This window comes from Plastoroseomonas hellenica, assembly GCF_018129085.1.
In the GTDB taxonomy this organism is placed as follows: Bacteria; Pseudomonadota; Alphaproteobacteria; order Acetobacterales; family Acetobacteraceae; genus Plastoroseomonas; species Plastoroseomonas hellenica.
Window position 1 is genome coordinate 45,277 of the sequence record NZ_JAAGBB010000008.1, and the last position, 22,340, is coordinate 67,616.

Sequence of the window (22,340 nt, forward strand, 5' to 3'; positions counted from 1 at the left end):
GAAATTACATGGTGTCCGTGACTGCGGCCTATGGGACGTACGCTTCAACCAGCCTGCGGCGCTGAGCCGCGCTGTCGAGCGCGAGATGCGGGTTCAGTTCGTTCGCGATCGCCTCTCGCAGCTGGCTGACCTCGAAGGAGAGCAGCGCCAAGCCGCCGAACTTCTCCTGGGTATCGATGACGCATCTCGTCCCGTCGGGTGTTTTCAGCGCCATGGTGCGTGACTGGTTTCCGACCATCGCGGCGAGGTTCCTATCGGCCGCCGCCACGATGGCGAGCTCCTCCCAGGGTGCCACCGCCAGGTCCGCGTCGGCGAAGTGCCACACGAGCCCCGCCACCTCGTAGCTGCTCAACTTGATTGCGTCCGCATATGCGATCTCGATACCGCAGCGTTCATCCGGGAGACGCCGCGTGTCGGCCTCGATTCCTACAACAGGAGCCTCGTGCGCAACGCGCATGGCTCAATCGACATACATTTCGGTTCCGCCGCGCCGGCGGGTCGGGACGCGAACTGGATTCCGACCGTGGCGGGCCGCCCATGGTTCTGCCTGTTCCGGTTCTACGGGCCGGCGCGGTGCCGCAGGGGGCGTCGAACAGTCAGGCGATCGTGCCGCGCAGTACCGCCCAGCGCGCGATGACAATGCGTTGCACCTCCGAGGTGCCGTCCAGGATCCGGAACAGCCGGGCGTCGCGGTACAGCCGCTCCGCGGCTGAGCCTTCCATGTAGCCCTCGCCGCCATGCACTTGCAGGATCCGGTCGGCGACCCGGCCGAGCGCCTCGGTGGCGAACAGCTTGGCCGCCGCCGCCTCGCCCGCTACCAATTCGCCACGGTCGCGCTTCCGCGCCAGCTCGAGCGCCATGCAGCGGGCCGCCAGGGCATCCGTCGCGCTGTCGGCGAGTAGCGCGGCCACCGCTTGGTGCTCGTGCAGCCGCTTGCCGAACTGGCGCCGGCGCTCGGCGTGGCGCACGCCTTCCTCCACCAGCCGCTCCGCGGTGCCGGCGCACAGCGCGGCGAGATGCAGCCGCACCTTGTCCAGCCCCGCCAGCGCGGCGCGCAGCCCGCCGCCGCGCGGGCCGAGCAACGCATCCGGCGGCAGCCGCACCTGGTGCAGCCGGATATCCGCCACATGCACGCCGCGCAGCCCCATCTTGCGCTGTGCCGGCAGCACTTCGACGCCGGTCGCACCGGCCGGAACGGCGAAGGCGCTGATCTCGGCCTCGCCGCTGCGCGCCATGACGACCAGCAGCGCGGCCTCCGGCGCATTCGTCACCCAGCGCTTGGTGCCGTCCAGCACCCAGCCGCCATCCGGCTCGAGCGTCGCGGCGCATTGCAGTGAACCGGCGTCCGAGCCTGCCTCGGCCTCGGAGAGGCAGAATGCAGCCACCACCTCGCCGCGCGCCATGCCGGGAAGCCAACGCCCCTGCTGCGCCGGCGTGCCGACGTGCAGCAGGATCTGCGCCGCGCCGCCGCTGTTCAGCGCGTAGCGGGAGCGATAGGCCGGGGCGGCGCGCCCCAGCACCAGCATCAGCTCCGCCTCCTCCTCCATCGTCAGGCCCAGCCCGCCATGCGCCTCGGGGATGGAGATGCCGAATAGCCCGGCCTCGCGCAGCGCGGCCAGCACGCCGGCGGGCACCTCGTCGGTGGCGTCGGTCTCCGCCTCGGCTGGGATCAGCACCTCCTGCACCAAGCGCATCGCCATGGCGAGCCGCGCCTCCTGCGCCGCACGGTCGCGGATCATCGGCCGGGCTCCCCGCGTAGCGCCGCCAGCGCGTCCAGTGCCACCAGGCCCTCTCCCGCTGGCAGGACCAGCAAAGGGTTGATCTCCAGCGACTCCAGCGTGTCGCTGCGCCGCAGCGCGTAGGTGGAGAGCGCCACGATCGCCTCGGCCAGTGCTGCCTCGTCCGCCACGGGCGCGCCGCGGAAACCGCGCAGCAGGCGGATGCCGCGCAGGCGGCCGAGCATCGCCCGTGCCTCCTGCGGGGACACTGGGGCGAGCATGAGCTGCACATCTTCCAGCGCCTCCGCCGCCACACCGCCCAGACCGACCAGCACGGCGGGGCCAAAGGCCGCGTCGTTGCGGATGCCGAGGATGATCTCGGCCACGCCGCGCGCCATGGGTTGCACCAGCACGCCTTCGATCCGCGCCCCGGGCACGGCGCTGCGCGCGGCGGCGAGGATGCGCGTGCAGGCCGCCTCGGCGTCCTCAGGCGCCACGTCCAGCGCCACGCCGCCGGCATCGGACTTGTGCGGGATGTCAGGCGACTGGACCTTGAGTGCCACCTGGCCGCCGAAGTCGCGCGCGGCCGCCGCGGCCTGGCCCGGTGTCGCCGCCAAATGGCTCCGCAGCACCGTGACCCCGGCCTCCCGCAGCAGTTCCAGTGCGGCATGCTCGGCGAGCATTCGCGCCGGCCCCGGACGCAACGGCGCGCAGGCGGGGTCGGCGGGCGCCGCCACCCCCGCCACCACGCCGGCCAGCGCCGTCACGCAGCGAACCGGATCGGGAAAGTTGGGCACGCCCGCCGCGGCCAGGATCTCCTGCGCCTGTGCGGCGGTTCCGGGCCGCGGACACCAGCTGACGACCAGCGGCTTGGAGGTGCTCGCCGCCGCGGCCGCGATTGCGCTGGCGACGCTGACAGCCGCCGTGCCCTGCAGCACCGTCGGCACCACCGCGACCATGTCGGTCAGCGGGTCCTCGGTGACCAGGTCGAGCGCGGCGGCCAGCATGTCCGGCTTGCCGATCAGCGCAGCAGTGACGTCCACCGGGTTGGCGGCGGAACCGAAGCTCGGGATGACGTCGCGCAGTCGCGCGGACGTCGCCTCGGCGAGCGGCTCCACCAGCAGGCCGGCGGGGTCCGCGGCATCGGCCATGGCGACGCCGGCGCCGCCGGACACGGTGACGATGGTCAGGCGCCGCCCGGCCGGCCGGCGGCCCTGCGAGAGCACCAGGGCGCGGTCCGCCATCTCCGTCACGCTGGCCACCGGGATCATCCCGGCGCGCTCCAGGAGCGCGCGCGTGAGGCGCGCATCGGTGGCGAGCGCTGCGGTATGCGCGGCGGCGGCGCGCGCACCGGAAGGCGTCACTCCCGCCTTCCAGGCGAGGACCGGCTTACCCGCCGCGGCGGCGCGGGCACCGAGCGCGAGCAGCCGCCGCGGCTCTTCCAGAGCCTCGAAGAACAGGCTGATGACTTCGGTCTGCGCGTCCTCCACCAGCGCCTCGGCCAGGTCCAGCACACCCAGGCCCGCGGCATTGCCGAGAGCGAAAGCGCGGGAGATGCCGACGCCCTGCTCCTCGGCGATGCCGGCGATGCCGAAGATGAAGCCGCTCTGAGAGACCAGCGAGAAGCCGCCCGGCTTCCAGTGCCGGTCGTTGAAGGCCGAGGAGAAGCCGGCGAAGACGCGGCCCGGCACGTCCATGAAGCCCTGGCAGTTCGGGCCGATCAGGCCGATCCCGCGCCGTGCCGCGATCGCCGCCAACTCCTCCTGCGCCGCCGTATGGCCGACCTCGGCGAAGCCCGAGGAGCAGACGACGGCGAAGGGAATGCCGGCCTCGCCGCATTCTTCCAGCAGCGCCGGCACGCGTGCGGCCGCCGTCATGACCATGACGATGTCCGGCACCGCCGGCAGCGCGGCGACCGACGAGTAGCAACGCAGCCCCTCCACTTCGGAGAGCCGCGGGTTCACCGGGAAGATCTCCCCGGCATAGCCGTGCATCCCGAGGAAGCGCTGCGGCAGGGAAGGGATGTCGCCGCGGTCGGTGGCACCAAGTATGGCGATGGCCTTCGGCGACAGCAGGCGAGACCAGTCGGGCGCGCACATCGGCATGCTCAATCGATCCGCGCGCCCGAGGCGCGGACGATCGGCTCCCACTTCTCCATCTCGGCGCGGATCAACGTCGCGAAGGCGTCCGGTCCCTGCGGCCAGGGCTCCGCGCCCGTGGCGCGGAGCCTCGCCGCCACCTCCGGCACTTCCACCGCGCGGGTAACCTCAGTTGCCAGGCGCTGCACGATGGGGGCAGGCGTGCCGGCGGGGGCGACGATGCCGAACCAGACATACATCTCGAACCGCGGCAGCCCGGCCTCCCGCAGGGTTGGCGCGTTCGGCAGCGAGGGATGGCGCGCGGTGCCGGTGACGGCGATGGGGCGCAACTGCCCGCCCTCGATCTGCGGCAGCACGTTCGGCACGTTGTCCCAGACGATGGGCACGTTGCCGGCCACCGCGTCGCTGACCGCGGGCGCGCTGCCGCGATAGGGCACATGCTGGAACTGCACACCGCCGGCCTGCTGCGCGAACAGCTCCGCCGCCAGATGCGGGGAGCTGCCGATGCCGGACGTGGCGTAGGTGAGCTGTCCACTGGCGGCGCGCGCCCGCGTCAGCAGATCCTCCACGCTGCGGATGCCGCTGCCGGGATGCACGGCGATCATGTTCATCAGCCGGGCACCGACCGCGACAGCGGCAAAGTCGCGTGTCGGCTCGTAGCCGACATCGGGCTTCAGCAGCCGATTGAAGATGAGCGTGGAGAGGTTGGCAACCGCCAGCGTGTTGCCGTCCGGCGCGGCGCGCGCCAGTTGCAGGGTGGCCAGCGCGCCGCCGGCACCGGGGTTGTTCGCGGTGACAAAGGGCTGGCCGAGCACCGAGCCCAGGCGGTCGCTCACGGTTCGGCCGAAGATGTCGTTGAAGGCGCCGGGCGAGCCGGGATTCAGCACGCGGATCGGGCGGTCCGGCCAGGCGGCCTGCGCGCGGGCAAGGCCGGGCGTGGCCAGGGCGAGGGGGAAGGCGCCAAGCAGCGCCCGCCGGGTGGTCTGGGTCATTGTCGTTTCCTCCCGCTTACCGTTGCGCGGCTCAGATGAAGCCGGGGCCGGGAATGGCGAACAGCCGCTGCGCGACCGCTTCGTCCACCTCCACGCCCCAGCCCGGCCGGTGGTTGGCACGCACGCAACCCGCTTCGTCCAGAATTGGCTTCGCGCTGCACAGCTCGTCGCGGTAGGGATTGTCGATGGCCGCGTCGAACTCGTACCAGGCGCCGTTGTCGATCGAGCCCAGCAGGTGGATGGCGGCGAAGAAGTTCAGCGGGCTGGCCGAGGAGTGCGGGCAGACCGGCAGCTTCCAGGCCGAGGCCATGTTGGCGATGCGCAGGCATTCGGTTGGCCCGCCCGACTTTGACAGGTCGGGCTGCAGGATGCCGACCGAGCCATCCTCAAGCAGGCGGTGGAATTCGAAGCGGCCGTAGTGATTCTCGCCTGCGGCCAGCGGGCAGGCATGCAGCATGGCCCGCGCTTCCCGGTACGGCCGGTGGTCGTGTGCCGGGAACGGCTCCTCCACCCAGTACACCCGCATCTCCTCCAGCACCGGCGCCGCGCGGCGGAAATCCTGCAGCGTGTAGCTGCAGTTGAGGTCCACCATCAGCGTGAGGTCGGGGAAGGCGCGGCGCACAGCGGTGAGGCGCGCGAGGTCGATGTCCAGCGTCTCGCCAAAGCGCAGCTTCACCGCGCGGAACCCCTGCGCGACGAAGCCCGCCACCTCCTGCACCAGGCTGTCGACCGGCTGGAAGCCGAGCGTGATCCCGCCGGCATAGGCCGGGATCGGCTTGTCGGTGCCGCCCATCAGCTGCCAGCAGGGCATGCCGAAGTAGCGGCCGCGCGCATCCCACAGCGCCATGTCGATGCCCGACAGCGCGATGAGGGTGCCGGCGCCCTGGCCATGGCTCGCGATGTGGCGCGCATAGACCGCGCTCCAGGCATCCACCGGGCTGGCGGCGCTGCGGCCGAGCACGAAATGCGACAGCGTGTTGTTGATGAGGTCGGCGATCGAGGTTGGGCCACGACCGTGATGTGCTTCGCCCCAGCCGACCACACCGCATTCGGTCAGCACGCGCACCAGCACCATGTCGCGCTTCACCGCGGCGCCGATGCCGTGGCGGACCACGCGCCCTTCCGGCACGCGGAAGGAGAGCGGGACGGCACGGATCTCCTTGATCTTCAGGTCGCGCACCGCGTCGCGGCTTGCCGGGGCGTTGGCATTCATCAGGCGCTCTCCAAGGCTTCGAGGGGGGCGATGCGTGCGCGGAGCGGCCAGAGCTCGGCCATCTCGGCTGCCGCGCGGCGCAGGCGGGGCAGCAGCGCGTGCATGCGCGCCTCCGTCAGCCACAGGCTGGGCGCGGCGATGCTGACGACGCCCGCGATGACACCACCCGAGGCGGGAGGGCGGATTGGCGCGGCCATCGCGCTGACGCCGGCCTCGCCCTCCTCGATCGCCATGCCCCAATCGCGCTCGCGCGTTGCCCGAAGCGCGGTCCTGAGGGCGGTGCGGGATGTGATGGCGCGCGGGCCGACGGCCAAGCCGTCCGGCCCCTGCGCCGCGTAGAGGCGGAGCGCGGTCTCCTCTGGCAGGCTGGATAGCCAGAGCTTTCCGGTAGCAGTCGCGTGCAGCCGCACCAGGCGACCGGTCACCGGCTCATAACGCAGGCTGGTGCGGGCGCCCTGGGCGCGGGCGACGTAGGTGATCCGTTCACCATCCACGACAGCGAGGCGGGCGAAGGCGTCGGCATCGGTGGCAAGCGCGGCCAGAGCGGGCTGGCAGGCATCGGCGGCACCGTGCGCCTCGAGGAGACGGAAGCCGAGCGTGGCGAGGCGGAGCGTCGCCAGGTAGTGCTGCGTCGTCGGATCCTGGCGGACGAAGCCTTGCTCGGTCAGCGCCTGCAGCAGGCGATGCGCGGCACTCTTCGGCACGCCGACGGCATCGGCGATGCGGGTCAGCGGCAGGCCGACCGGCGCCGCCTCTACCAGCCGACCGAGCACGTCCATGCAGCGCTCGGGGGCACTCATCCTTGGGGAGACACTTGCTCGTTCCTCCGCCGGCTCGCGGTCGATTTCAGAACACTGTTCCAGAAGTTCTGAGGGTCGTCAATTTGGGGAGGCGTTGGTTGAGCGGCGCCCGGCTCCAGCAGCCAATGGCCACGTGAGGTCACCGACCGATCACCGCGCAGCCTGGCCCCGTCACCTCGCGCTCGAATGCCAATCTCCGCAGACTGCTGGCTACGCGGGTCAACGAGGGAGCAAAGCCACTCTTTGGAGCGCTTCGGTTGCAGCAGCGATCCGGTGCTGGCTGACAAGCCCTCGAGAGATCGCGCAGGCGATCGCGGCGACGGCTAGCCAGCCAGACCAAGCAGCTACCGCAAGAAGCAGAGCAGCTGGCGCAGCGATGGGAAAGCCTATCGATGGCGGATGCCCGAGCGATCCTGCTGAAGCTATCGCGGGTGGAGGCGCATCCGGATCGAGTGGACCTGAATCTGCAGCCGGATCAGCTGTGGGGCAGTGCTCGAGGGTGCAGGAAGCCGCATCGGCCATTCCCCGCATGCAGCCGCAGCAGCGCCGCTTATCCTCTCGGTGAAGGCGAGCCTCCGCCGCGCTGGTATCGAGATGGCGCTGGTGGTGGATGGGGCGGAGCGGCCGGCCCGTATTGACCCGGCGCTGATCCGTTTGCTGTCGCGCGCCCACGCGCTGCATGAGCGGTTCATCCAGGCGGAGGATGGCACCCTGGCGGAGTTCGCGGCGCGCGAGGGCCTGAGAGCCGCCGCTGTTCCGCGCCGCCATTGCGGCGGAACACCCGGACCAGAAGTCGCTCTTCGACGAGCCCAAGCCATCACTGCCGGCGATGGCCGAGGGGGAGGCGATCGGGCTGGACTACGGCAGCACGGGCCTGACGCTGGGGCGCCATCCGCTGACGCTGCTGCGGCCGGTGCTGGCGCGGCTGCGGTGTGACGATAGCCGGTTGCTGGCGCGAGCGCCGCAGGGTCGGCGCGTTCGCCTTCCTGGCCTGGTCCTGATGCGGCAGCAGCCGATGACGGCGAAGGGCGTGATCTTCGTGACGATCGAGGATGAGCACGGCAACGCCAACGTCGTGGTCTATGCGCATGTCTCCGAGCGCGACCGCGTGCCGCTGCTCACCTCCCGGCTGCTGGTGGTGGAGGGGCGTGTCGAGCGTGAGGACAAGCATGCCGAGGTGCCGATCGTGCACCTGATCGCGTCGCGGCTGATCGACCGGTCGGACCTGCTGGACACGCTGGCGCAGATCGACGGGCAGGATGATGGGGCGTGGGCGGAGCGGATGTTGGGGCGGGCAGATGAGGTGAAGCGGCCGGAGCCGGGGTCGCGGCGGGTGAAGATGCCGGGGCGCGGGATTTTCGGTGACACCCAATGAAGCCGGCGTCACTCCCCGCCCGTCGTGCCTTGTGAACGAAAATCAAGACGATCTCGTTGCAGGGGCTGCCATCGCGCTGCTTCGCTGGTCGGCAAGCCTGCCCACGACGCTGGTCGCCCTCACTCAAGTCGAATGCCGCGACGCCGAATGAAGTCGGACCAGCGTCGGATCTCCGCCGCCTGTTGCACAGCAAACTCAGCGGGCGTGCCGCCAGCCGGGTCCATGGCAAGGCCGGTTAGGCGCTGGGCCATCTCCGGAACACGCAGTGCGGCATTCGCTTCGACAGCCAGTCGATCAAGGATCGGCTGCGGGGTTCCGGCCGGAGCGAAAAGCGCGAAATCAATGATCGCGCTGTAGCCTGGTAGGCCACTCTCCGCGATGGTCGGCACATCTGGCACCTGGGCACTGCGGGAGGCCGATGTGATCGCAAGCGCGCGTAACTCGCCGGAGCGCATGTAGGGCAACGCTATACTCGCGTCCACAAACGACGTCGCTGCCTCTCGCTGCATCACCGCCTGTGCCGCTTGCACGCCGGACCGATACGAGACATGCAGCATCTGCACATCAGGTATTTCCAGCATCTGCTCGACGAAGATGTGGCTCGTCGACCCAGCGCCGGCCGAGGCGTATGTGATCTGGCCTGGGCGCGCCTTCACTGACGTCATTAGATCGCTAACAGAGCGCCACTCCGCCGACGGATGCACACAGAGAAAGATCGGCGTGGTCGCGAGCATGGTGACCGGCGCAAATGCGCGTTCCGGATCGTACGGCAATCGATCGTACAGTGCTGTTGCCATGGCATAGGTGCCGTTCGGAGCGATGGCTATGGTGTAGCCATCTGCACGCGCGCGTGCGAGCGCGGCCATACCAATGGTTCCGGTAGCCCCACCCCGGTTGTCCACCGGCACGGCTTGGCCAAGCGACTGAGCGAGTTGCTGTGCCAAGAGCCGCGCAAGGATGTCTGTCCCACCGCCGGCGCCGAACGGAACGATCATCATGATTGGGCGGCTCGGCCAGCGCTCCGGTTGTGCGACCACTGACCGTGGCATTGCGGCGGGCACTGCGGCCGCGGCCAAAGGGAGCATGAAGGCGTGGCGACGAGTTCTATGCATCATTGGTTCCTCCCGTAGTCGACCGAAGCCCGGCTCACCTCTGCGGATGATTTGCAGCACATCAGCACAACTTCATCCCTCGCGGAAATCGCGATCAGGGCGACGTCCTCGCTTGGCTTCGCGCTGCTTCAGAGCGAATGGTCGGTGGCGCGCACACGTCGCGCTGCCCCACTGAGGGGCTTGCGCTGATAGCACCCGTATTATCGGGTGCCGAACCGGAGCCCCACGATGACCGAGCTTTCCGACACCCAGCGCGTCATTCTCAGCCAGGCTAGCCAGCGCGCCGACCGGCTGGCCATACCGCCGGAGCGACTGCCGGCCGCGGCGCGGCAGACGGTGGCGAGGGCGCTTCTCAAGCACGGGCTCGTCAACGAAGAACAGACCGCTGCGCGCCGCGCGTAGGTGCAGCAGAGCAACCGGCCCGCGACCAACGCGAACGCATGGAAGCGGGGCTCGCCGTAGTCGCGGCGTACGTTCGGCGCCACCCGATCGGGCTTCGAGCACGAACACCGAGAGGGCCAGCGACATGCCGTGCTTGGCGATGTTGGTCTCAGTTGCGCAGGAAAACGCCCGGGCTCGGCTGAGCCCAGTGTCCCTGCTGGCATCTGGAGAAAAGCCAGGCCGGAGCACCTGTGGTTGGCGGCGGACCGCTGAATGAGCGCGTCCTCGCGACAACAGGCGCGAACTCGAGTGCGCCGTCAGCACTGCCCGGCATTCGCGGCTTGCGCGCCTGGGAGAAGAATGCAATTTATATTCCCAAGAAATGGCGGGGGGAAGCGGCATGACCAAGCTGCTGAGCCTCGATGCGATGACGCCCCCCAAGCGCCTGGCGGGCGAGGAGCAGCCGCTCCTGTCCGTCGAGGATCTGCGCGTGGAATTCGCAACCAGCCGCGGAGTCGTCCGCGCGGTTGATGGCGTGAGTTGGTCGGTGCGCGCTGGCGAGACGCTCGCGTTGGTCGGCGAAAGTGGCTGTGGCAAATCAGTCTCCGCCCTTGCGGTCATGCGCCTGCTGGCGAAGCCGGTGGGCCGCGTCACTGGCGGGCGCATCCTCTTCCAAGGCCGTGACCTGCTGGCGCTGTCGGAATCGGAGATGCGCGCGCGGCGGGGCCGCGAGATCGCGATGATCTTCCAGGAGCCGATGACGAGCCTCAATCCGGTGCTCACCATCGGCACCCAGCTCGCGGAGCCGCTGCAGATCCATCTCGGCATGAGCGATGCGCAGGCGCGCGCGCGGTCCGTCGAATTGCTGGGCCTGGTCGGCATCGCGGATGCCGAGCGTCGGCTCGGCCAATATCCGCATCAATTCTCGGGCGGCATGCGACAGCGGGTGATGATCGCGATCGGGCTGGCGTGTAACCCGCGCCTGATCATCGCCGACGAGCCGACCACAGCGCTCGATGTCACCATCCAGGCGCAGATCCTGGAGTTGATGAAGGATCTGTCGCGGCGCCTCGGAATCACCCTCGTCATCATCACGCACAATCTCGGCGTGGTGGCGCGCTACGCCGACCGCGTCGCCGTCATGTATGCCGGCCGCATCGCGGAGGAGGGGCCAGCCGAGCGCGTCTTCGCCACGCCGCGTCATCCCTATACCGTCGGTCTGCTGCGCTCCGTGCCACGGCTCGACCGCGCGCGCGGCGGTATGCTGGAGACCATCGAGGGCCTGCCGCCGAACCTGCTCGCGCCGCCATCCGGATGCCGCTTCGCACCGCGCTGCCGCTGGCGGCAGGCTGCATGCGACGCCGATCCGGTTCTGCGTCCGATCGGCGACGGGCAATCCGCCGCATGCCACTTCGCCGAGGCCATGCCGCCGCCGGCTGAGCCGGCATCCACCGAAGCCGGCGCCATGCGCCATGTCGGGCAGCCGCTGCTCACCGTGAAGGGGTTGAAAAAGCACTTCCATGTGCCACTGCGCGGGTTCTTCGGCGGCACAGCGACAGTGAAGGCGGCGGATGATGTCTCCTTCACCATTGGCCGTGGGGAGACGCTCGGCCTGGTCGGCGAATCCGGCTGCGGCAAGACCACGGTTGGCCGCGTGGTGCTCCAGCTTGAGAAAGCGACGGGGGGCGCGATCCTGTTCGATGGCGAGGACCTCGCCACCGTATCCGCCAGGCGCATGAAGGCGCTGCGCACCCGCATCCAGGTGATCTTCCAGGACCCCTTTAGCTCACTCAATCCCCGCATGACCGTGGGCGGGACGATCGCGGAGCCGCTGCGAAAGCGCCGTGGCTTCGGCCGCGCCGCGGCGCAGGATCGGGTCGCGGAGCTGCTCGATCAGGTCGGGCTTTTGCGCGACATGGCGGATCGATATCCGCACCAGCTCTCCGGCGGGCAGCGCCAACGGGTCGGCATCGCCCGCGCCTTGGCGATGGAGCCTGATTTCATCGTCTGCGACGAGCCGGTCTCGGCACTCGACGTCTCGATTCAGGGTCAGATCGTCAATCTGTTGGCCGGGTTGCAGGCGCGGCTCGGCATCGCCTATCTCTTCATCGCGCACGATCTGGCTGTGGTGCGGCATCTCTCGCACCGCATCGTCGTGATGTATCTTGGCCGGGTGATGGAGGTCGCGGACCGCGACACGCTTTATGCCGCGCCACTGCACCCCTACACCAAGGCTTTGCTGGACGCCGCGCCAATCCCCGATCCGGCGGTGGAGCGCGCCCGCGCGCCACGGGCGCTGAAGGGCGAGCTGCCGTCGCCGCTCGCGCCACCGACCGGCTGCGTCTTCCATACCCGCTGCCCCATCGCCGGTCCGGAATGCCGGGCGGAGGTGCCGTCGCTCCGTGAAGTCCGCCCCAGCCACATGGCCGCGTGTATCAAGCTCTGAGGGTCGCGTCATGCTCCGCTACGCCGCACGCCGCATCGCTCTGATGGTCCCGACGCTGCTCGGTGTCGCGCTGCTGACCTTCGTCATGCTCCGCATCGTTCCGGGCGACGTGGTGGAGGTGAAGCTGCGTGCCGATGGCGGTTATGTCACCCAGGAGATCATCCAGCGCGAACGCGCGCGGCTCGGCCTCGACAAGCCGCTGCCCGTGCAGTTCCTGGACTGGATGCGTGGGCTGGTGACGCTCGATCTCGGCAACTCCATGTGGACCGGCCGGCCGGTCGCTGAGGAGATCGGCACCCGCATCGGCCTGACGATCCAGGTGGCGCTGATGGCGGCGATTATCTCGGTGCTGATCGCGATACCGCTCGGCACCATCTCGGCCCTCTTCCGAGATACCTGGATCGACTACGTGGTGCGCATCTTCACGATCGCGGGCCTGGCGGTGCCGTCCTTCTGGCTCGGCATGTTGACGCTGCTGCTGCTGCTGACGGTGTTCCATTGGTCGCCGCCGGTCACCTACACGCCCTTCTTCGAGTCGCCGCTGCAGAACATGTCGCAGCTCATCTGGCCGGCGCTGGCGGTGGGGTATCGCTACGCGGCGGTGGTGGCGCGGATGGTTCGCTCCTCCATCATCGAGGTGATGCGGGAGGATTATATCCGCACCGCCCGGGCCAAGGGCGTCTTCGAGCGGCTGGTCGTGTCGCGGCACGCCATGCGCAACGCGTTGCTGCCAGCGGTCACGGTGGTCGGCCTGGAATTCGCCTTCCTGATCGGCGGCCTGGTGGTGACCGAGCAGGTCTTCAACCTCAACGGCATCGGGCGGCTGTTCGTGGAAGCCGTCTCGCGCAACGACTTCATGCTGATCCAGGCGCTGGTGATGCTGCTGGCGGTTGTCTTCGTCACCATGAACCTGCTGGTCGACATGCTCTACGGCGTGCTCGATCCGCGGGTCCGGCACGGCTGAGGAGGAGGCGTTATGTCCGCGACCACCCTCGCGCGTCCCCGACAGCCGAACCCTGTCCTCGGCTTTATCCGGGCGCAACCGCTCGGCGCCGCGGGCCTGCTCGTGATCCTCATCATGGCCACAGCCGCCATTCTTGCTGAGAAGATTGCCCCCTACGATCCGGAAGCCATCGACTTCATCGCGATGCTGACGGCACCATCGATGGAGCATCCCTTCGGGACCGACGCCTTTGGCCGGGACATCCTGACCCGGATCATCTATGGCGCGCGCACCGCCCTGACCATCGGCTTCCTCTCCTCCTTCATCGGCTGCACCGCGGGCGGGCTGCTCGGCATCGCCTCCGCCTATTTCGGCGGCCGCGCCGACATGATCATCCAGCGCTTCGTCGATATCGTGCTGTCCTTCCCGATCGTCGTGCTGGCGCTGGTCGTCGTGGCGGTGCTCGGTAAGGCGGCGGTGCTTGGCGTGGATATGAATCTGGTCGCCGCGATCGCAATTCCGATCGTCCCGCGATCCTGTCGCGTGGTGCGCGCGGCGGCACTCTCTGTGCGCGCGATGCCCTACATCGATGCGGCGCGGGCGGGCGGCTATTCCAGCCTCCACATCATCTTGCGCCACATGGCGCCCAATGTCCTGGCGCCCTACCTGATCCTGCTGACCGCCTATATCGCGCAGGCGATCCTGCTGGAGGCATCACTCTCCTTCCTCGGCCTCGGCGTGTCGGAACCGAAGCCGGCATGGGGGCTGATGCTCGCGGGCGACAGCTCGAATTTTTATCAGGAGGCGCCCTGGATGATCCTGTTCCCGGGCCTCGCCATTTCGCTGGCGGTCTTCGCCTTCAACCTGTTTGGCGATTCGCTTCGCGACTGGCTCGATCCGAAATTCCGCGCATAGGCAGCACAAAAAACCCATAAGGGAGATGAGCATGGTCGAGGAGTTTTCCGGCGTGTCGCGCCGCACATTGCTGGCGCTGCCTGGACTGACCTTCAGCGGTGCCGCATTGGCGCAAAGCACGGCCGCGGAAGCGCCGCAGCGCGGTGGCATCCTGACCTATGCGGTCGCCGCCGAACCGCCAACCTACGACCTGCACCAGACCGGTACCTTCGCGGTCATGCATCGCTCCGCGCCGCACTATTCCACTCTGCTCTGCTACGAGCCGGGCAACTACCCCAACATCATTGGCGACGTGGCCGAAAGCTGGACCGAGGCCCCCGATAAACTCACCTATACCTTCCGCCTCCGCCCGAATGTACGGTTCCACGACGGCACGATTCTCACCTCCGAAGATATCCGCGCCAGCTATGCGCGCATGATCGCGCCACCGCCCGGCGTCACCTCCAATCGCCAGCCTGCCTTCTCCCAGATAGCCGCCATTGAGACACCAGATCCGCTGACCGCCGTTTTCAAGATGAAGAAGGTGGACGCGTCGATCATGGACACGTTCGCCTCACCCTGGAATTCGATCTACAGCGCAGCGCGGCTGCAACAGGACGCGAACTTCCCGGCCCGCAACATCATGGGCACCGGCCCCTTCCGCTTCGTGGAACATGTCGCCGGCTCGCACTGGGTTGGCCAGCGTTTCGACGGCTATTTCAGGGAGGGCAAACCCTATCTCGACGGCTTCCGCGCCATCACCATGTCTCCGTCGGCCATGGTGAATGCGCTGTCGGGGCGGCAGATCCTGGCGGAGTTCCGCGGCTTTACGCCAAACGAGCGCGATCGCATTACCCGTGCGCTCGGCCGCGATGCCCAGACCTACGACAGCAGTTGGATGCTGCATCTGCTGATCAGCTACAACAACGAGAAGCCCCCCTTCAACGACGTGCGGGTGCGACGGGCGGTGTCGCTGGCGATCGATCGCTGGGGCGGCTCCACCAACTTGGCGCGCATCTCGCAGCTCGGCCCGGTGGGCGGCATGGTGCGGCCAGGCAGCGAATGGTCGGCGACGCCACAGGAGATGGAGCGCTGGCCGGGCTATGGCCGCGACATGGCGGCGAACCGCGCCGAAGCGCGGCGCCTGCTGCGGGAGGCAGGGCAGGAGAACCTCTCCTTTACCCTGATGAACCGCAACATCCAGCCCTATGTCACCGCGGGCGTCTTCGTGATCGATCAGTGGCGGCAGATCGGTATTCGCGTGGAGCACCAGCAGGTGGAGCTGGCCGCCTGGTACGCCAACCAGGGCAGCGGCGGCTTCGAGGTGATGATCGACAGCTTCACCCAGTTCAGCGACGACCCGACCAATGTGCTGGTCAAGTATATCTCGATGGACCGGGCGGAGGTGGCTACCGCACGCGCCACCGACCGCGAACTCGATCGCCTCTTCGACGCCCAAGCGGAAGAGCGGGACAAGACCCGGCGCAAGCAGCTGGTCCGGGAGTTCGAGACACGCGCCATGGAGCAGGCGCATCTGGTGCCGCTCCTCTGGTGGCAACGCATCGTGGTGATGAATGCGCGGGTGCGGGGCTGGTCGATGTCGCCGACGCACATGATCTACCAGGACCTGCCGGATGTCTGGCTGGCACCGGAGCGCAGCTGATTGATGTCAGCCCGCCGCCGCCATCGCCTCGCTTGCCAGCAGGTCGCGCCAGCCGCTTTCGATATGCGCGACCATCGCATCGACGGCGGCCTCCATGTCACCGGCCTCGACCAGGCGCAGGAAGCGTTCATGCTCGTCGATGTGCTTCAGGCGCCGCCCACCCCGTTCCTGGTCGATGAACGGGTATTTGGCCCAGAGCACCCGGATGAACTGCAGCGTCTGCGGCCGGTCGGCGAGCTCATAGAGGCGGAAGTGAAAGCGGTAGTTCTCGGTCCGGCTCGCCAGCCGTGTCCCGCCGTCGGCCAGTGCCGCGATGACGGCCTGGCTTTCTCGCAGCCCTGTGAGAGTCGCGCGGTTCATGCGGGCCAGCGCACGCGCGGTCAGATCGCCTTCCAGCTTGAGGCGCAGTTCGAAGATCTCGCGCGATTCGTGCAGCCGCACCGGAGGCACGATCAGGCCCTTATGGGGCACACTCTCGACGAATCCCTCGGCGCCCAGCATGTGCAGGGCCTCGCGCACCGGCGTGATCGAGACCTCCAGATCTTGCGCGATGTCGAACTGCTTGAGCTTGGTTCCACGTGGATAGGCGCCGGAGAGGATGCGCTCGCGGATGATCTCGGCGACCTGGTCCTGCTTGGTTTTGAACGCCATCCCTCGGGTCTCTCAGACGAGCTGCACGGCCGCCGCGGCAGCGCCGCCACTGCCGGCCAGTCGCAGGATGCGACAACGCGCCTCCTCCTGCGATATTTTTATGCACTGCACAATATAAATTATACCGCCCGCGGCGATGGCGGGCTGCGCCCCCACCCAAGACACAGCCAAACCTCAGGAGGCCAGACGTGACCGAAGGGTTCCGCCCCTATGCCGGCATCCGTATCCTCGACATGACGCATGAGCTCGGACGCTACGCCACACGGCTGTTCGCCGATCTCGGCGCGGAGGTGCTGCGGGTCGAGCCGCCCGGCGGCCTGCCGGATCGGGAACGCGATACAGCCGCGGTGCCGGGCGGCGCGGAGGCTTTCGCCTTCTACAACGCCAGCAAGAAGAGCATCGTCCTCGACCTCTCGGGCAATGCCGGGCGGGCCGCCCTGGCCGACTTGGCGCGGGACGCGCAGGTGGTGGTGCTGGAGCGCGGCGGGCCCATCGGCGCCGATGACATCGCCTGGCTGCGTGGGCTGAATCCGGCCTCGGTCATCACTTACATCTCGCCCTACGGGCTCGGTGGGCCGCTGGCGGATGCGCCGGCCTCCGATCTCACGCTGCAGGCGGCCGGCGGCATCGCCTGGATGACCGGGCGCGGCGGCGAGCCGCCGCTGCGCCTGCCCGGCCAGCAGGCGGCGATGGTGGTCTCGGTTTATGCCGCGGTCGCGACCGCTGTCTCGCTGCTCGATGCCGAGGCACGCGGGCGTGGCCACATCCTCGACGTCTCCGCGCAGGAAGCGATCGCGCATTCGCTGCAGAACGCAATCCAGGTCTGGGACCTGGAGCGGCGCATCTCCCATCGTGCCGGCGAGGGCACACGCGACGCCAGCGAGAACATCTATGAATGCCGCGACGGCCATGTCTTTTTGGCCTCACCGCCCACCACAGGCGTGTCCTGGAAATCGCTGGTGGCCTGGATGCGTGAATGTGGCCATCCCTCCGCCGAGGCCTTCGCGGACGAGAAGTGGCTGGACCGCAAGTACCGCTCGCGCCCGGAAGCCCGCGCTGAGTTCCAGCCACTCTTCGAAGCCTTCACCCGTGGCTTCACCAAACAGGAGCTGGTGGAGAATGCACTGAAGCGGCGCATCGTCATGTCGCAGGTGAGCCGCGTGCGCGACGTGCTGGATGACCGGCAGCTTGCCCACCGCGACTACTTTGTGCGGATGGGTGAGGGCGGCGCCCGCTTTCCAGGCGCTCCGTACAAACTCTCCGAACCGGTCTGGCGCGTCGCGCCGGCGCCGGCACTCGGCGAGCACAACGCGCTGTTGGCGCGACCCTGATCGGACAGGAGGTATCATCATGCGGCCCGATTTCCTGAGCGGCATCCGCTTCACCGACCTGACCTGGGCAGGCGCCGGTCCCTTCGGCACCAAGGTCTTCTCCGATTTCGGCGCCGAGGTGCTGAAGATCGAGAGCATGTCGCGCCCCGATCCGGTGCGCCGCGGCGGCCCCTTCAAGGACGGCATCGCCGGCACCAACCGCAGCGGCTACTTCGCATCCCGCAACACCGGCAAGCACAGCGTCGCGCTCGACCTGAAGAGTCCGGAAGGGCGCGCTATCGCGTTGCGGCTGATCGCGCAATCCGATGTGGTGAGCAACAACTTCGGGCCGGGAGCCATGGAGAGGCTCGGCCTGACCTATGACGAGGTCCGCGCGGTCAAGCCTGACATCATCTATCTCTCGATGCCGATGTATGGAGAGGATGGGCCGCTCTCGACCCTGCTCGGCGTCGGCATGACCATCGCGGCGGTCACCGGCATGATGTGGATGACTGGCTATGGCGGGCAGGAGAAGCCGCTGGGGCCCGGCACTCATTACCCGGATCACGCCGCCAACCCCTATCACGCGGCCTTTGCCGTGCTCGCCGCGCTGCGTCACCGGCGTCACACCGGCCGGGGCATGAAGATTGACCTCAGCCAGGTGGAATCGACCGCGAACTTCGTCGGCACCTCGATTCTGGAAGCCTCGATGCGGGACGCGGAGCCAGAGCATCCGGGCAATCGCTCCCGCCGCGACGCACCGCACAACATCTTCCGCTGCGCCGGCGACGATGCCTGGTGCGCGGTCGCTGTGGAGAGCGATGCGGAATGGCTGGCGCTGGCCGCGGCGATCGGACGCCAGGATCTGGCGGGGCGGCCGGATCTGCGCAGCGCTGGCGGCCGCCTTGCCGCCATGGCGGAGCTGGAAGCGGCAGTCGGCGCCTGGACCGCTGGCCGCGGCGCGGTCGAGGCGGCATCCGCGTTGCAGATGGCGGGGGTCCCCGCCGCCCGTGTCGCCTCCGCCCGCGACCTGGTGGAGGAGGATCAGCAGCTCGCGGCACGGGACTACTGGCAGCAGCTCGACCATCCAGAGGTGGGGCCGTCACTCTTCACCTCACCGCCCTTTCGCATTGATGGCGAGCGGCTGGAGCTCTGCCGCCCGCCACTCTTTGGCGAGCATACGGAGGCGGTACTGACAAACCTGCTCGGTATGCGCCGCGAAGAGATCGCGGACCTCGCGGAAAAGAAGATTCTCGCATGAGTTCCCCGGTCCCCGCGCGTGCCATGCGGCATCCCAATCCCCGCAACCGGCGCGCCGCTGCCGTGGTGGGCGTCGGCCACACCGACTGGGTGCGAGACTGGGCGCGCTGCCGCAACGGCGAGCGGCCGAATGATTCCTATGGCTACGCGCTGGAAGCCCTTCGCAACGCATTGGCGGACGCGAAGATCGGGCGCGACGAGGTCGACGGGCTGATCGCCGGCCCGACCACCGCCTATGAGCGGCTGGGTGAGCTCAGCGGCATCAATCCGCGCTGGGGCGACCAGGCGGATGCCGTGCTGGCGGTCGCACAGGCGGTGATGGCGATCGAGGCCGGGTATGCCGAGGTCGTGGCCCTGGTCTATGGCAACGACCAGCGCAGCGTCGGCACCCAGTACGGCGGGCCGGAAGCGATGGGCGGCAATGCCTTCCTCTCCTATGTCTATCATTCACCCTGGGGCTTCACCTCGCAGGGCGCGCTCTATGCGCTGACTCTGCAGAGCTACAAGCACGCGCGCGGATTCACCGAGGCCGAGATGGGCGAGGTCTCGGTCGCGCAGCGCGGCTGGTCCGCGCTGAATCCGAACGCGATCATGCGCAAGCGCATCACGCTGGAGGACTACCTCGCTTCGCATTTCGTCTGCGAGCCGCTGCACCTCTTCGATTATTGCCTGATCAATGACGGTGGCGTCGCGCTGATCATCGCCGAGGCGGAGCGGGCGAAGCGGATGACGGATCGGCCGGTTTTCATCGAAGGCGTCGGCCGCTTCGATCTCAACCGCGGCGCCACCAGCCTGGAACCGCGCATCGATGATTTCTACCTGCCGGCGCAGCAATCGGCGGCCGCGCAATCCTATGCGGTTTCCGGCCTGGGGCCGAAGGACATGGATATTCTGCAGGTCTATGACAGCTTCTCGGTCCATGTCCCGCTGGCGCTCGAAGGCTATGGCTATTGCGCGGTGGGCGAGGCCGGAAAGTTCCTGCGGGAAAGCCGCATTGGACCAGGCGGCAGGCTGCCGCTGAACACCAGCGGCGGTCATCTCTCGGAGACCTACATGCAGGGCTGGGCGCATCAGATCGAGTGCGTCCGCCAGCTCCGCGGTGAATGTGGGGAGCGGCAGGTCGCGGGTGCCCGCCATGCCCACTACACCTCGGACGTTGCCGGCAAGTGCTTCTCGGTCATCTACGGACGGTGAGCGTCATGAACGCGACCGAGGCCAAGACCCCGCGCCCCGTCATGGGGCTTTATGACAAGCCGATGTGGGAGAGCATCAATGCCAAGGCGATGCGCCTGCAGCGCTGCCGAACCTGTCGCACCTGGCTCTATCCGCCCGGCCCAGCCTGCCCGCGCTGCCTCTCCTGCGAGCTGGAGTGGGCTCCGGTTTCAGGACGCGGCCGCGTCGTCTCCTGGGTGGTGTTCCACCGCCAGTATCTGCCGGCCTATCCGCCGCCATACAACGCGATCTCCGTCCGGCTGGAGGAAGGGCCGTGCATGATCAGCAACCTCGAAGGCGCGATGCCGGACGAGGAAAGTATCGGGCGAGCGGTGCGGCTGGTCTATGCGACGATGCCGGACGGAATGGTGCTGCCGCGCTTCGTGCTGGATGGGACTTGAGGTGCCGGACATCGTCCGCAGGTAAGCGGCGGTCTGCCGCCTAGGACGGTGCCAAGCCTCCCTACCAGCCCTAAAAGCACCCCAAACGGACGCAGCGCGGTTTGGCGCCCGGCTTAGCGAGAAAGCCCTAGGCGGCTCCGGTATCCGGGAATATAATTTATATGAAAGCGCTTTCAGAAGGCGCGGAGCAAGCCGGTGCGTCTCCAGCGCACCGGGGGAGAAAACGAGATGGAAGGCATTCGACCGGGCGGCGGCGGGCACGGACCTGTCGCCATGGCGCGGGCGCCTCGCGGATGAGCGATGGTCGCCAGCTCAAGGACCGCATCGCGATCGTCGGTGTCGGCAACACGCGCTACGGCAATTTCCCCGACACCGACGATTATGGCCTCGGCGCCCACGCCTTCCGCAGCGCGATCGAGGATTGCGGCCTCGCGAAGGACCGTATCGACGGACTGCTGACCTGCCGCGTCCCCTACTACGCGCGCATGGGCGAGATCCTGGGCCTCAACCCGCGTTGGACCGCCGCCATGCCCGCGCATGGCCGCATGTCGGGCATGGCGATCATCGAGGCGGCGGCGGCGCTGGATGCCGGCCTTTGCGACTACGCCGCGCTGATCTACGCCAATATCGGCCGCTCGCGCCGGGTGAACTACGGCGGCGATGAGAGCCCGGGCATCTGGGATCCCTGGGGCTTCACCTCCCCGGGGGCGGCGCATGCACTGATGTTTCAGCGTCACCGTGCGCTGTTCGGCACCAGCACCCGCCAGCTCGCGGAAGTCTCGGTCGCTTTCCGCCACCACGCCTGCCTGAACCCCGATGCGGTGATGAAGCAGCCAATCACCATCGATGACCATGAGGCGGCGCGCCCGATCACGGAGCCGCTGCGCCTGCTCGACTTCTGTCTGATCAACGACGGTGCCGTCTGCATCATCATGACGACGAAGGAGCGTGCGAAAGACCTGAAGAAGCGCCCGGTGATGATCTCGGGGATCGGCGCGCGGGAGGCCTACGGCACCGCCTCGATCCCCAATTTCGATCTGAACTTCTGGTACGACCAGATGCGCGATGTTGGCACCCAGGTCTACGGCATGGCGGGTGTCGCCCCGGCCGATGTCGATGCCTTCATGTGCTACGACAATTTCAGCCCGACCGTGCTCTTCAGCCTCGAAGGCCTCGGCTTCTGCGGCCAGGGTGAGGCGGGGTCCTTCGTCGAAGGCGGTGCGCTGAAGGTCGGCGGCAGGCTGCCGACCAACACCGATGGTGGCCATCTCTCCAATTCCTACATGCAGGGCTGGGCGCTGAACGTGGAGGCGGTGCGCCAGATCCGCGGCGAATGCGGCGCGCGCCAGGTGAAGGATGCGGAGGTCGTGCAGTATGCGGGCGCGACGCCGTGCTGCCGCTCGATCATCTACACCCCAGGCTGAGGAGCGAGCCCATGAGCGCCACCGCCGCCAGGCCGCGTCCGAAGATCGATCCCATCAACCGCGGCTTCTGGGAGAATGCCCGCGCCGGCATTCTCTCGGTTCAGACCTGCGACAACTGCCGCGATGTCCATTTCCCCGGCTCGCCGGTCTGTCCGCGCTGCCTCTCCGGCGACCAGTCCTGGACACCGGTCTCCGGCCGCGGAACCCTGCTCTCCTGGGTGCGCTTCCACCGCGCGTATTGGGATGGCTTTCGCGCCGAGCTGCCCTACCTGGTCTGCCTTGTCGGTCTCGAGGAGGGCCCGCTGCTGATCAGCAATATCTTGGAGACGGACCCAGAGAAGCTCGTTATCGGCTCGCCGGTGGAGGCTGTCTTCGAGACCGTGGACGAGGAACTCACGCTGCCGAAATTCCGTATGCGCGGCTGAAGCATCGCATCTGAATGCGCG

21 protein-coding genes are annotated in these 22,340 nt (G+C 68.2%); 13 read left to right on the forward strand and 8 right to left on the reverse strand.

The features are described from left to right. Positions 1 to 28: 28 nt before the first annotated feature. The gene (locus GXW71_RS08475; RefSeq protein ID WP_211852160.1) at positions 29 to 352 is read right to left on the reverse strand and encodes a hypothetical protein; all 324 of its coding nucleotides are present in this window, start codon (positions 350 to 352) and stop codon (positions 29 to 31) included. Between GXW71_RS08475 and GXW71_RS35395 the strand changes: the two genes are divergently transcribed. Continuing rightward, a complete protein-coding gene (locus GXW71_RS35395) occupies positions 317 to 637 on the forward strand; it encodes a DUF1214 domain-containing protein (protein ID WP_211852033.1) in 321 nt (106 codons plus the stop codon). The two genes, GXW71_RS08475 and GXW71_RS35395, sit on opposite strands and share 36 nt — an antisense overlap. Here GXW71_RS35395 and GXW71_RS08485 read toward each other — a convergent pair. Genes GXW71_RS08485 through GXW71_RS08505 form a run of 5 tightly spaced genes read right to left on the reverse strand, consistent with a single transcriptional unit; the run spans position 597 to position 6,801 of the window. After that, positions 597 to 1,739, reverse strand: coding sequence for an acyl-CoA dehydrogenase family protein (locus tag GXW71_RS08485; protein ID WP_211852035.1), 1,143 nt, complete (start codon positions 1,737 to 1,739; stop codon positions 597 to 599). The genes GXW71_RS35395 and GXW71_RS08485 overlap by 41 nt on opposite strands. Further along, entirely contained in the window at positions 1,736 to 3,823 is a 2,088-nt protein-coding gene (locus GXW71_RS08490) for an acetate--CoA ligase family protein (RefSeq protein ID WP_211852037.1), read from the reverse strand. The genes GXW71_RS08485 and GXW71_RS08490 overlap by 4 nt, the downstream gene beginning before the upstream one ends. A gap of 2 nt (positions 3,824 to 3,825) precedes the next feature. Beyond that, complete coding sequence (locus GXW71_RS08495; protein WP_211852039.1) at positions 3,826 to 4,809, reverse strand: Bug family tripartite tricarboxylate transporter substrate binding protein; 984 nt, start codon at positions 4,807 to 4,809, stop codon at positions 3,826 to 3,828. Positions 4,810 to 4,840: 31 nt separating this feature from the next. Continuing rightward, positions 4,841 to 6,022, reverse strand: coding sequence for a mandelate racemase/muconate lactonizing enzyme family protein (locus GXW71_RS08500; protein WP_246526391.1), 1,182 nt, complete (start codon positions 6,020 to 6,022; stop codon positions 4,841 to 4,843). Continuing rightward, positions 6,022 to 6,801 (reverse strand): IclR family transcriptional regulator, encoded by a 780-nt coding sequence (locus tag GXW71_RS08505; RefSeq protein WP_211852041.1) that lies wholly within the window; start codon positions 6,799 to 6,801, stop codon positions 6,022 to 6,024. The genes GXW71_RS08500 and GXW71_RS08505 overlap by 1 nt, the downstream gene beginning before the upstream one ends. A gap of 850 nt (positions 6,802 to 7,651) precedes the next feature. On the opposite strand from GXW71_RS08505, the gene GXW71_RS08510 reads away from it, so the two are divergent. Beyond that, positions 7,652 to 8,197 carry a hypothetical protein gene (locus tag GXW71_RS08510; RefSeq protein WP_211852043.1) on the forward strand — a complete coding sequence of 182 codons (546 nt, stop codon included), beginning with the start codon at positions 7,652 to 7,654 and terminating at the stop codon, positions 8,195 to 8,197. A 119-nt stretch (positions 8,198 to 8,316) separates the two neighbouring features. Here GXW71_RS08510 and GXW71_RS08515 read toward each other — a convergent pair whose 3' ends face one another. After that, entirely contained in the window at positions 8,317 to 9,195 is an 879-nt protein-coding gene (locus GXW71_RS08515; RefSeq protein WP_211852044.1) for a Bug family tripartite tricarboxylate transporter substrate binding protein, read from the reverse strand. 342 nt (positions 9,196 to 9,537) lie between these two features. Here GXW71_RS08515 and GXW71_RS08520 point away from each other — a divergent pair, with 342 nt between their 5' ends. The 5 genes from GXW71_RS08520 to GXW71_RS08540 all read left to right on the forward strand — a co-directional run bounded on the left by GXW71_RS08520 (position 9,538) and on the right by GXW71_RS08540 (position 15,636). Further along, entirely contained in the window at positions 9,538 to 9,711 is a 174-nt protein-coding gene (locus GXW71_RS08520; RefSeq protein WP_211852045.1) for a hypothetical protein, read from the forward strand. Positions 9,712 to 10,090: 379 nt separating this feature from the next. After that, positions 10,091 to 12,136, forward strand: a complete 2,046-nt coding sequence (locus tag GXW71_RS08525) for an ABC transporter ATP-binding protein (protein WP_211852046.1) — start codon at positions 10,091 to 10,093, stop codon at positions 12,134 to 12,136. A gap of 10 nt (positions 12,137 to 12,146) precedes the next feature. Then, a complete protein-coding gene (locus GXW71_RS08530) occupies positions 12,147 to 13,100 on the forward strand; it encodes an ABC transporter permease (protein WP_211852047.1) in 954 nt (317 codons plus the stop codon). Positions 13,101 to 13,112: 12 nt separating this feature from the next. Further along, on the forward strand, positions 13,113 to 13,994 hold the full coding sequence (locus GXW71_RS08535) for an ABC transporter permease (RefSeq protein WP_211852048.1): 882 nt from the start codon (positions 13,113 to 13,115) through the stop codon (positions 13,992 to 13,994). A 31-nt stretch (positions 13,995 to 14,025) separates the two neighbouring features. Beyond that, complete coding sequence (locus tag GXW71_RS08540) at positions 14,026 to 15,636, forward strand: ABC transporter substrate-binding protein (protein ID WP_211852049.1); 1,611 nt, start codon at positions 14,026 to 14,028, stop codon at positions 15,634 to 15,636. Positions 15,637 to 15,642: 6 nt separating this feature from the next. On the opposite strand, the gene GXW71_RS08545 is transcribed toward GXW71_RS08540, so the two are convergent. Further along, positions 15,643 to 16,287 (reverse strand): GntR family transcriptional regulator, encoded by a 645-nt coding sequence (locus GXW71_RS08545; RefSeq protein WP_211852050.1) that lies wholly within the window; start codon positions 16,285 to 16,287, stop codon positions 15,643 to 15,645. Positions 16,288 to 16,475: 188 nt separating this feature from the next. Here GXW71_RS08545 and GXW71_RS08550 point away from each other — a divergent pair, with 188 nt between their 5' ends. The 6 genes from GXW71_RS08550 (at position 16,476) to GXW71_RS08575 (ending at position 22,319) form a co-directional block, all read left to right on the forward strand. Next, positions 16,476 to 17,618 carry a CoA transferase gene (locus tag GXW71_RS08550; protein WP_211852051.1) on the forward strand — a complete coding sequence of 381 codons (1,143 nt, stop codon included), beginning with the start codon at positions 16,476 to 16,478 and terminating at the stop codon, positions 17,616 to 17,618. Positions 17,619 to 17,637: 19 nt separating this feature from the next. Then, complete coding sequence (locus GXW71_RS08555; RefSeq protein WP_211852052.1) at positions 17,638 to 18,858, forward strand: CaiB/BaiF CoA transferase family protein; 1,221 nt, start codon at positions 17,638 to 17,640, stop codon at positions 18,856 to 18,858. Then, complete coding sequence (locus tag GXW71_RS08560; protein WP_211852053.1) at positions 18,855 to 20,051, forward strand: thiolase family protein; 1,197 nt, start codon at positions 18,855 to 18,857, stop codon at positions 20,049 to 20,051. The genes GXW71_RS08555 and GXW71_RS08560 overlap by 4 nt, the downstream gene beginning before the upstream one ends. A gap of 5 nt (positions 20,052 to 20,056) precedes the next feature. After that, positions 20,057 to 20,470, forward strand: a complete 414-nt coding sequence (locus GXW71_RS08565) for a Zn-ribbon domain-containing OB-fold protein (protein WP_211852054.1) — start codon at positions 20,057 to 20,059, stop codon at positions 20,468 to 20,470. Between the two features lie 293 nt (positions 20,471 to 20,763). Then, positions 20,764 to 21,894, forward strand: coding sequence for a thiolase family protein (locus GXW71_RS08570; RefSeq protein WP_211852055.1), 1,131 nt, complete (start codon positions 20,764 to 20,766; stop codon positions 21,892 to 21,894). Positions 21,895 to 21,905: 11 nt separating this feature from the next. Further along, entirely contained in the window at positions 21,906 to 22,319 is a 414-nt protein-coding gene (locus tag GXW71_RS08575) for a Zn-ribbon domain-containing OB-fold protein (protein WP_211852056.1), read from the forward strand. The last annotated feature ends 21 nt before the right edge of the window (positions 22,320 to 22,340 follow it).

Coding starts and splice junctions, on each gene's coding strand:
- GXW71_RS08485 (WP_211852035.1), bottom strand. CDS start 1,739: ATGATCCGCGACCGTGCGGCGCAGGAGGCGCGGCTCGCCATGGCGATG.
- GXW71_RS08490 (WP_211852037.1), bottom strand. CDS start 3,823: ATGCCGATGTGCGCGCCCGACTGGTCTCGCCTGCTGTCGCCGAAGGCC.
- GXW71_RS08495 (WP_211852039.1), bottom strand. CDS start 4,809: ATGACCCAGACCACCCGGCGGGCGCTGCTTGGCGCCTTCCCCCTCGCC.
- GXW71_RS08500 (WP_246526391.1), bottom strand. CDS start 6,022: ATGAATGCCAACGCCCCGGCAAGCCGCGACGCGGTGCGCGACCTGAAG.
- GXW71_RS08505 (WP_211852041.1), bottom strand. CDS start 6,801: ATGGACGTGCTCGGTCGGCTGGTAGAGGCGGCGCCGGTCGGCCTGCCG.
- GXW71_RS08510 (WP_211852043.1), top strand. CDS start 7,652: ATGGCCGAGGGGGAGGCGATCGGGCTGGACTACGGCAGCACGGGCCTG.
- GXW71_RS08515 (WP_211852044.1), bottom strand. CDS start 9,195: ATGATGATCGTTCCGTTCGGCGCCGGCGGTGGGACAGACATCCTTGCG.
- GXW71_RS08520 (WP_211852045.1), top strand. CDS start 9,538: ATGACCGAGCTTTCCGACACCCAGCGCGTCATTCTCAGCCAGGCTAGC.
- GXW71_RS08525 (WP_211852046.1), top strand. CDS start 10,091: ATGACCAAGCTGCTGAGCCTCGATGCGATGACGCCCCCCAAGCGCCTG.
- GXW71_RS08530 (WP_211852047.1), top strand. CDS start 12,147: ATGCTCCGCTACGCCGCACGCCGCATCGCTCTGATGGTCCCGACGCTG.
- GXW71_RS08535 (WP_211852048.1), top strand. CDS start 13,113: ATGTCCGCGACCACCCTCGCGCGTCCCCGACAGCCGAACCCTGTCCTC.
- GXW71_RS08540 (WP_211852049.1), top strand. CDS start 14,026: ATGGTCGAGGAGTTTTCCGGCGTGTCGCGCCGCACATTGCTGGCGCTG.
- GXW71_RS08545 (WP_211852050.1), bottom strand. CDS start 16,287: ATGGCGTTCAAAACCAAGCAGGACCAGGTCGCCGAGATCATCCGCGAG.
- GXW71_RS08555 (WP_211852052.1), top strand. CDS start 17,638: ATGCGGCCCGATTTCCTGAGCGGCATCCGCTTCACCGACCTGACCTGG.
- GXW71_RS08560 (WP_211852053.1), top strand. CDS start 18,855: ATGAGTTCCCCGGTCCCCGCGCGTGCCATGCGGCATCCCAATCCCCGC.
- GXW71_RS08565 (WP_211852054.1), top strand. CDS start 20,057: ATGAACGCGACCGAGGCCAAGACCCCGCGCCCCGTCATGGGGCTTTAT.
- GXW71_RS08570 (WP_211852055.1), top strand. CDS start 20,764: ATGAGCGATGGTCGCCAGCTCAAGGACCGCATCGCGATCGTCGGTGTC.
- GXW71_RS08575 (WP_211852056.1), top strand. CDS start 21,906: ATGAGCGCCACCGCCGCCAGGCCGCGTCCGAAGATCGATCCCATCAAC.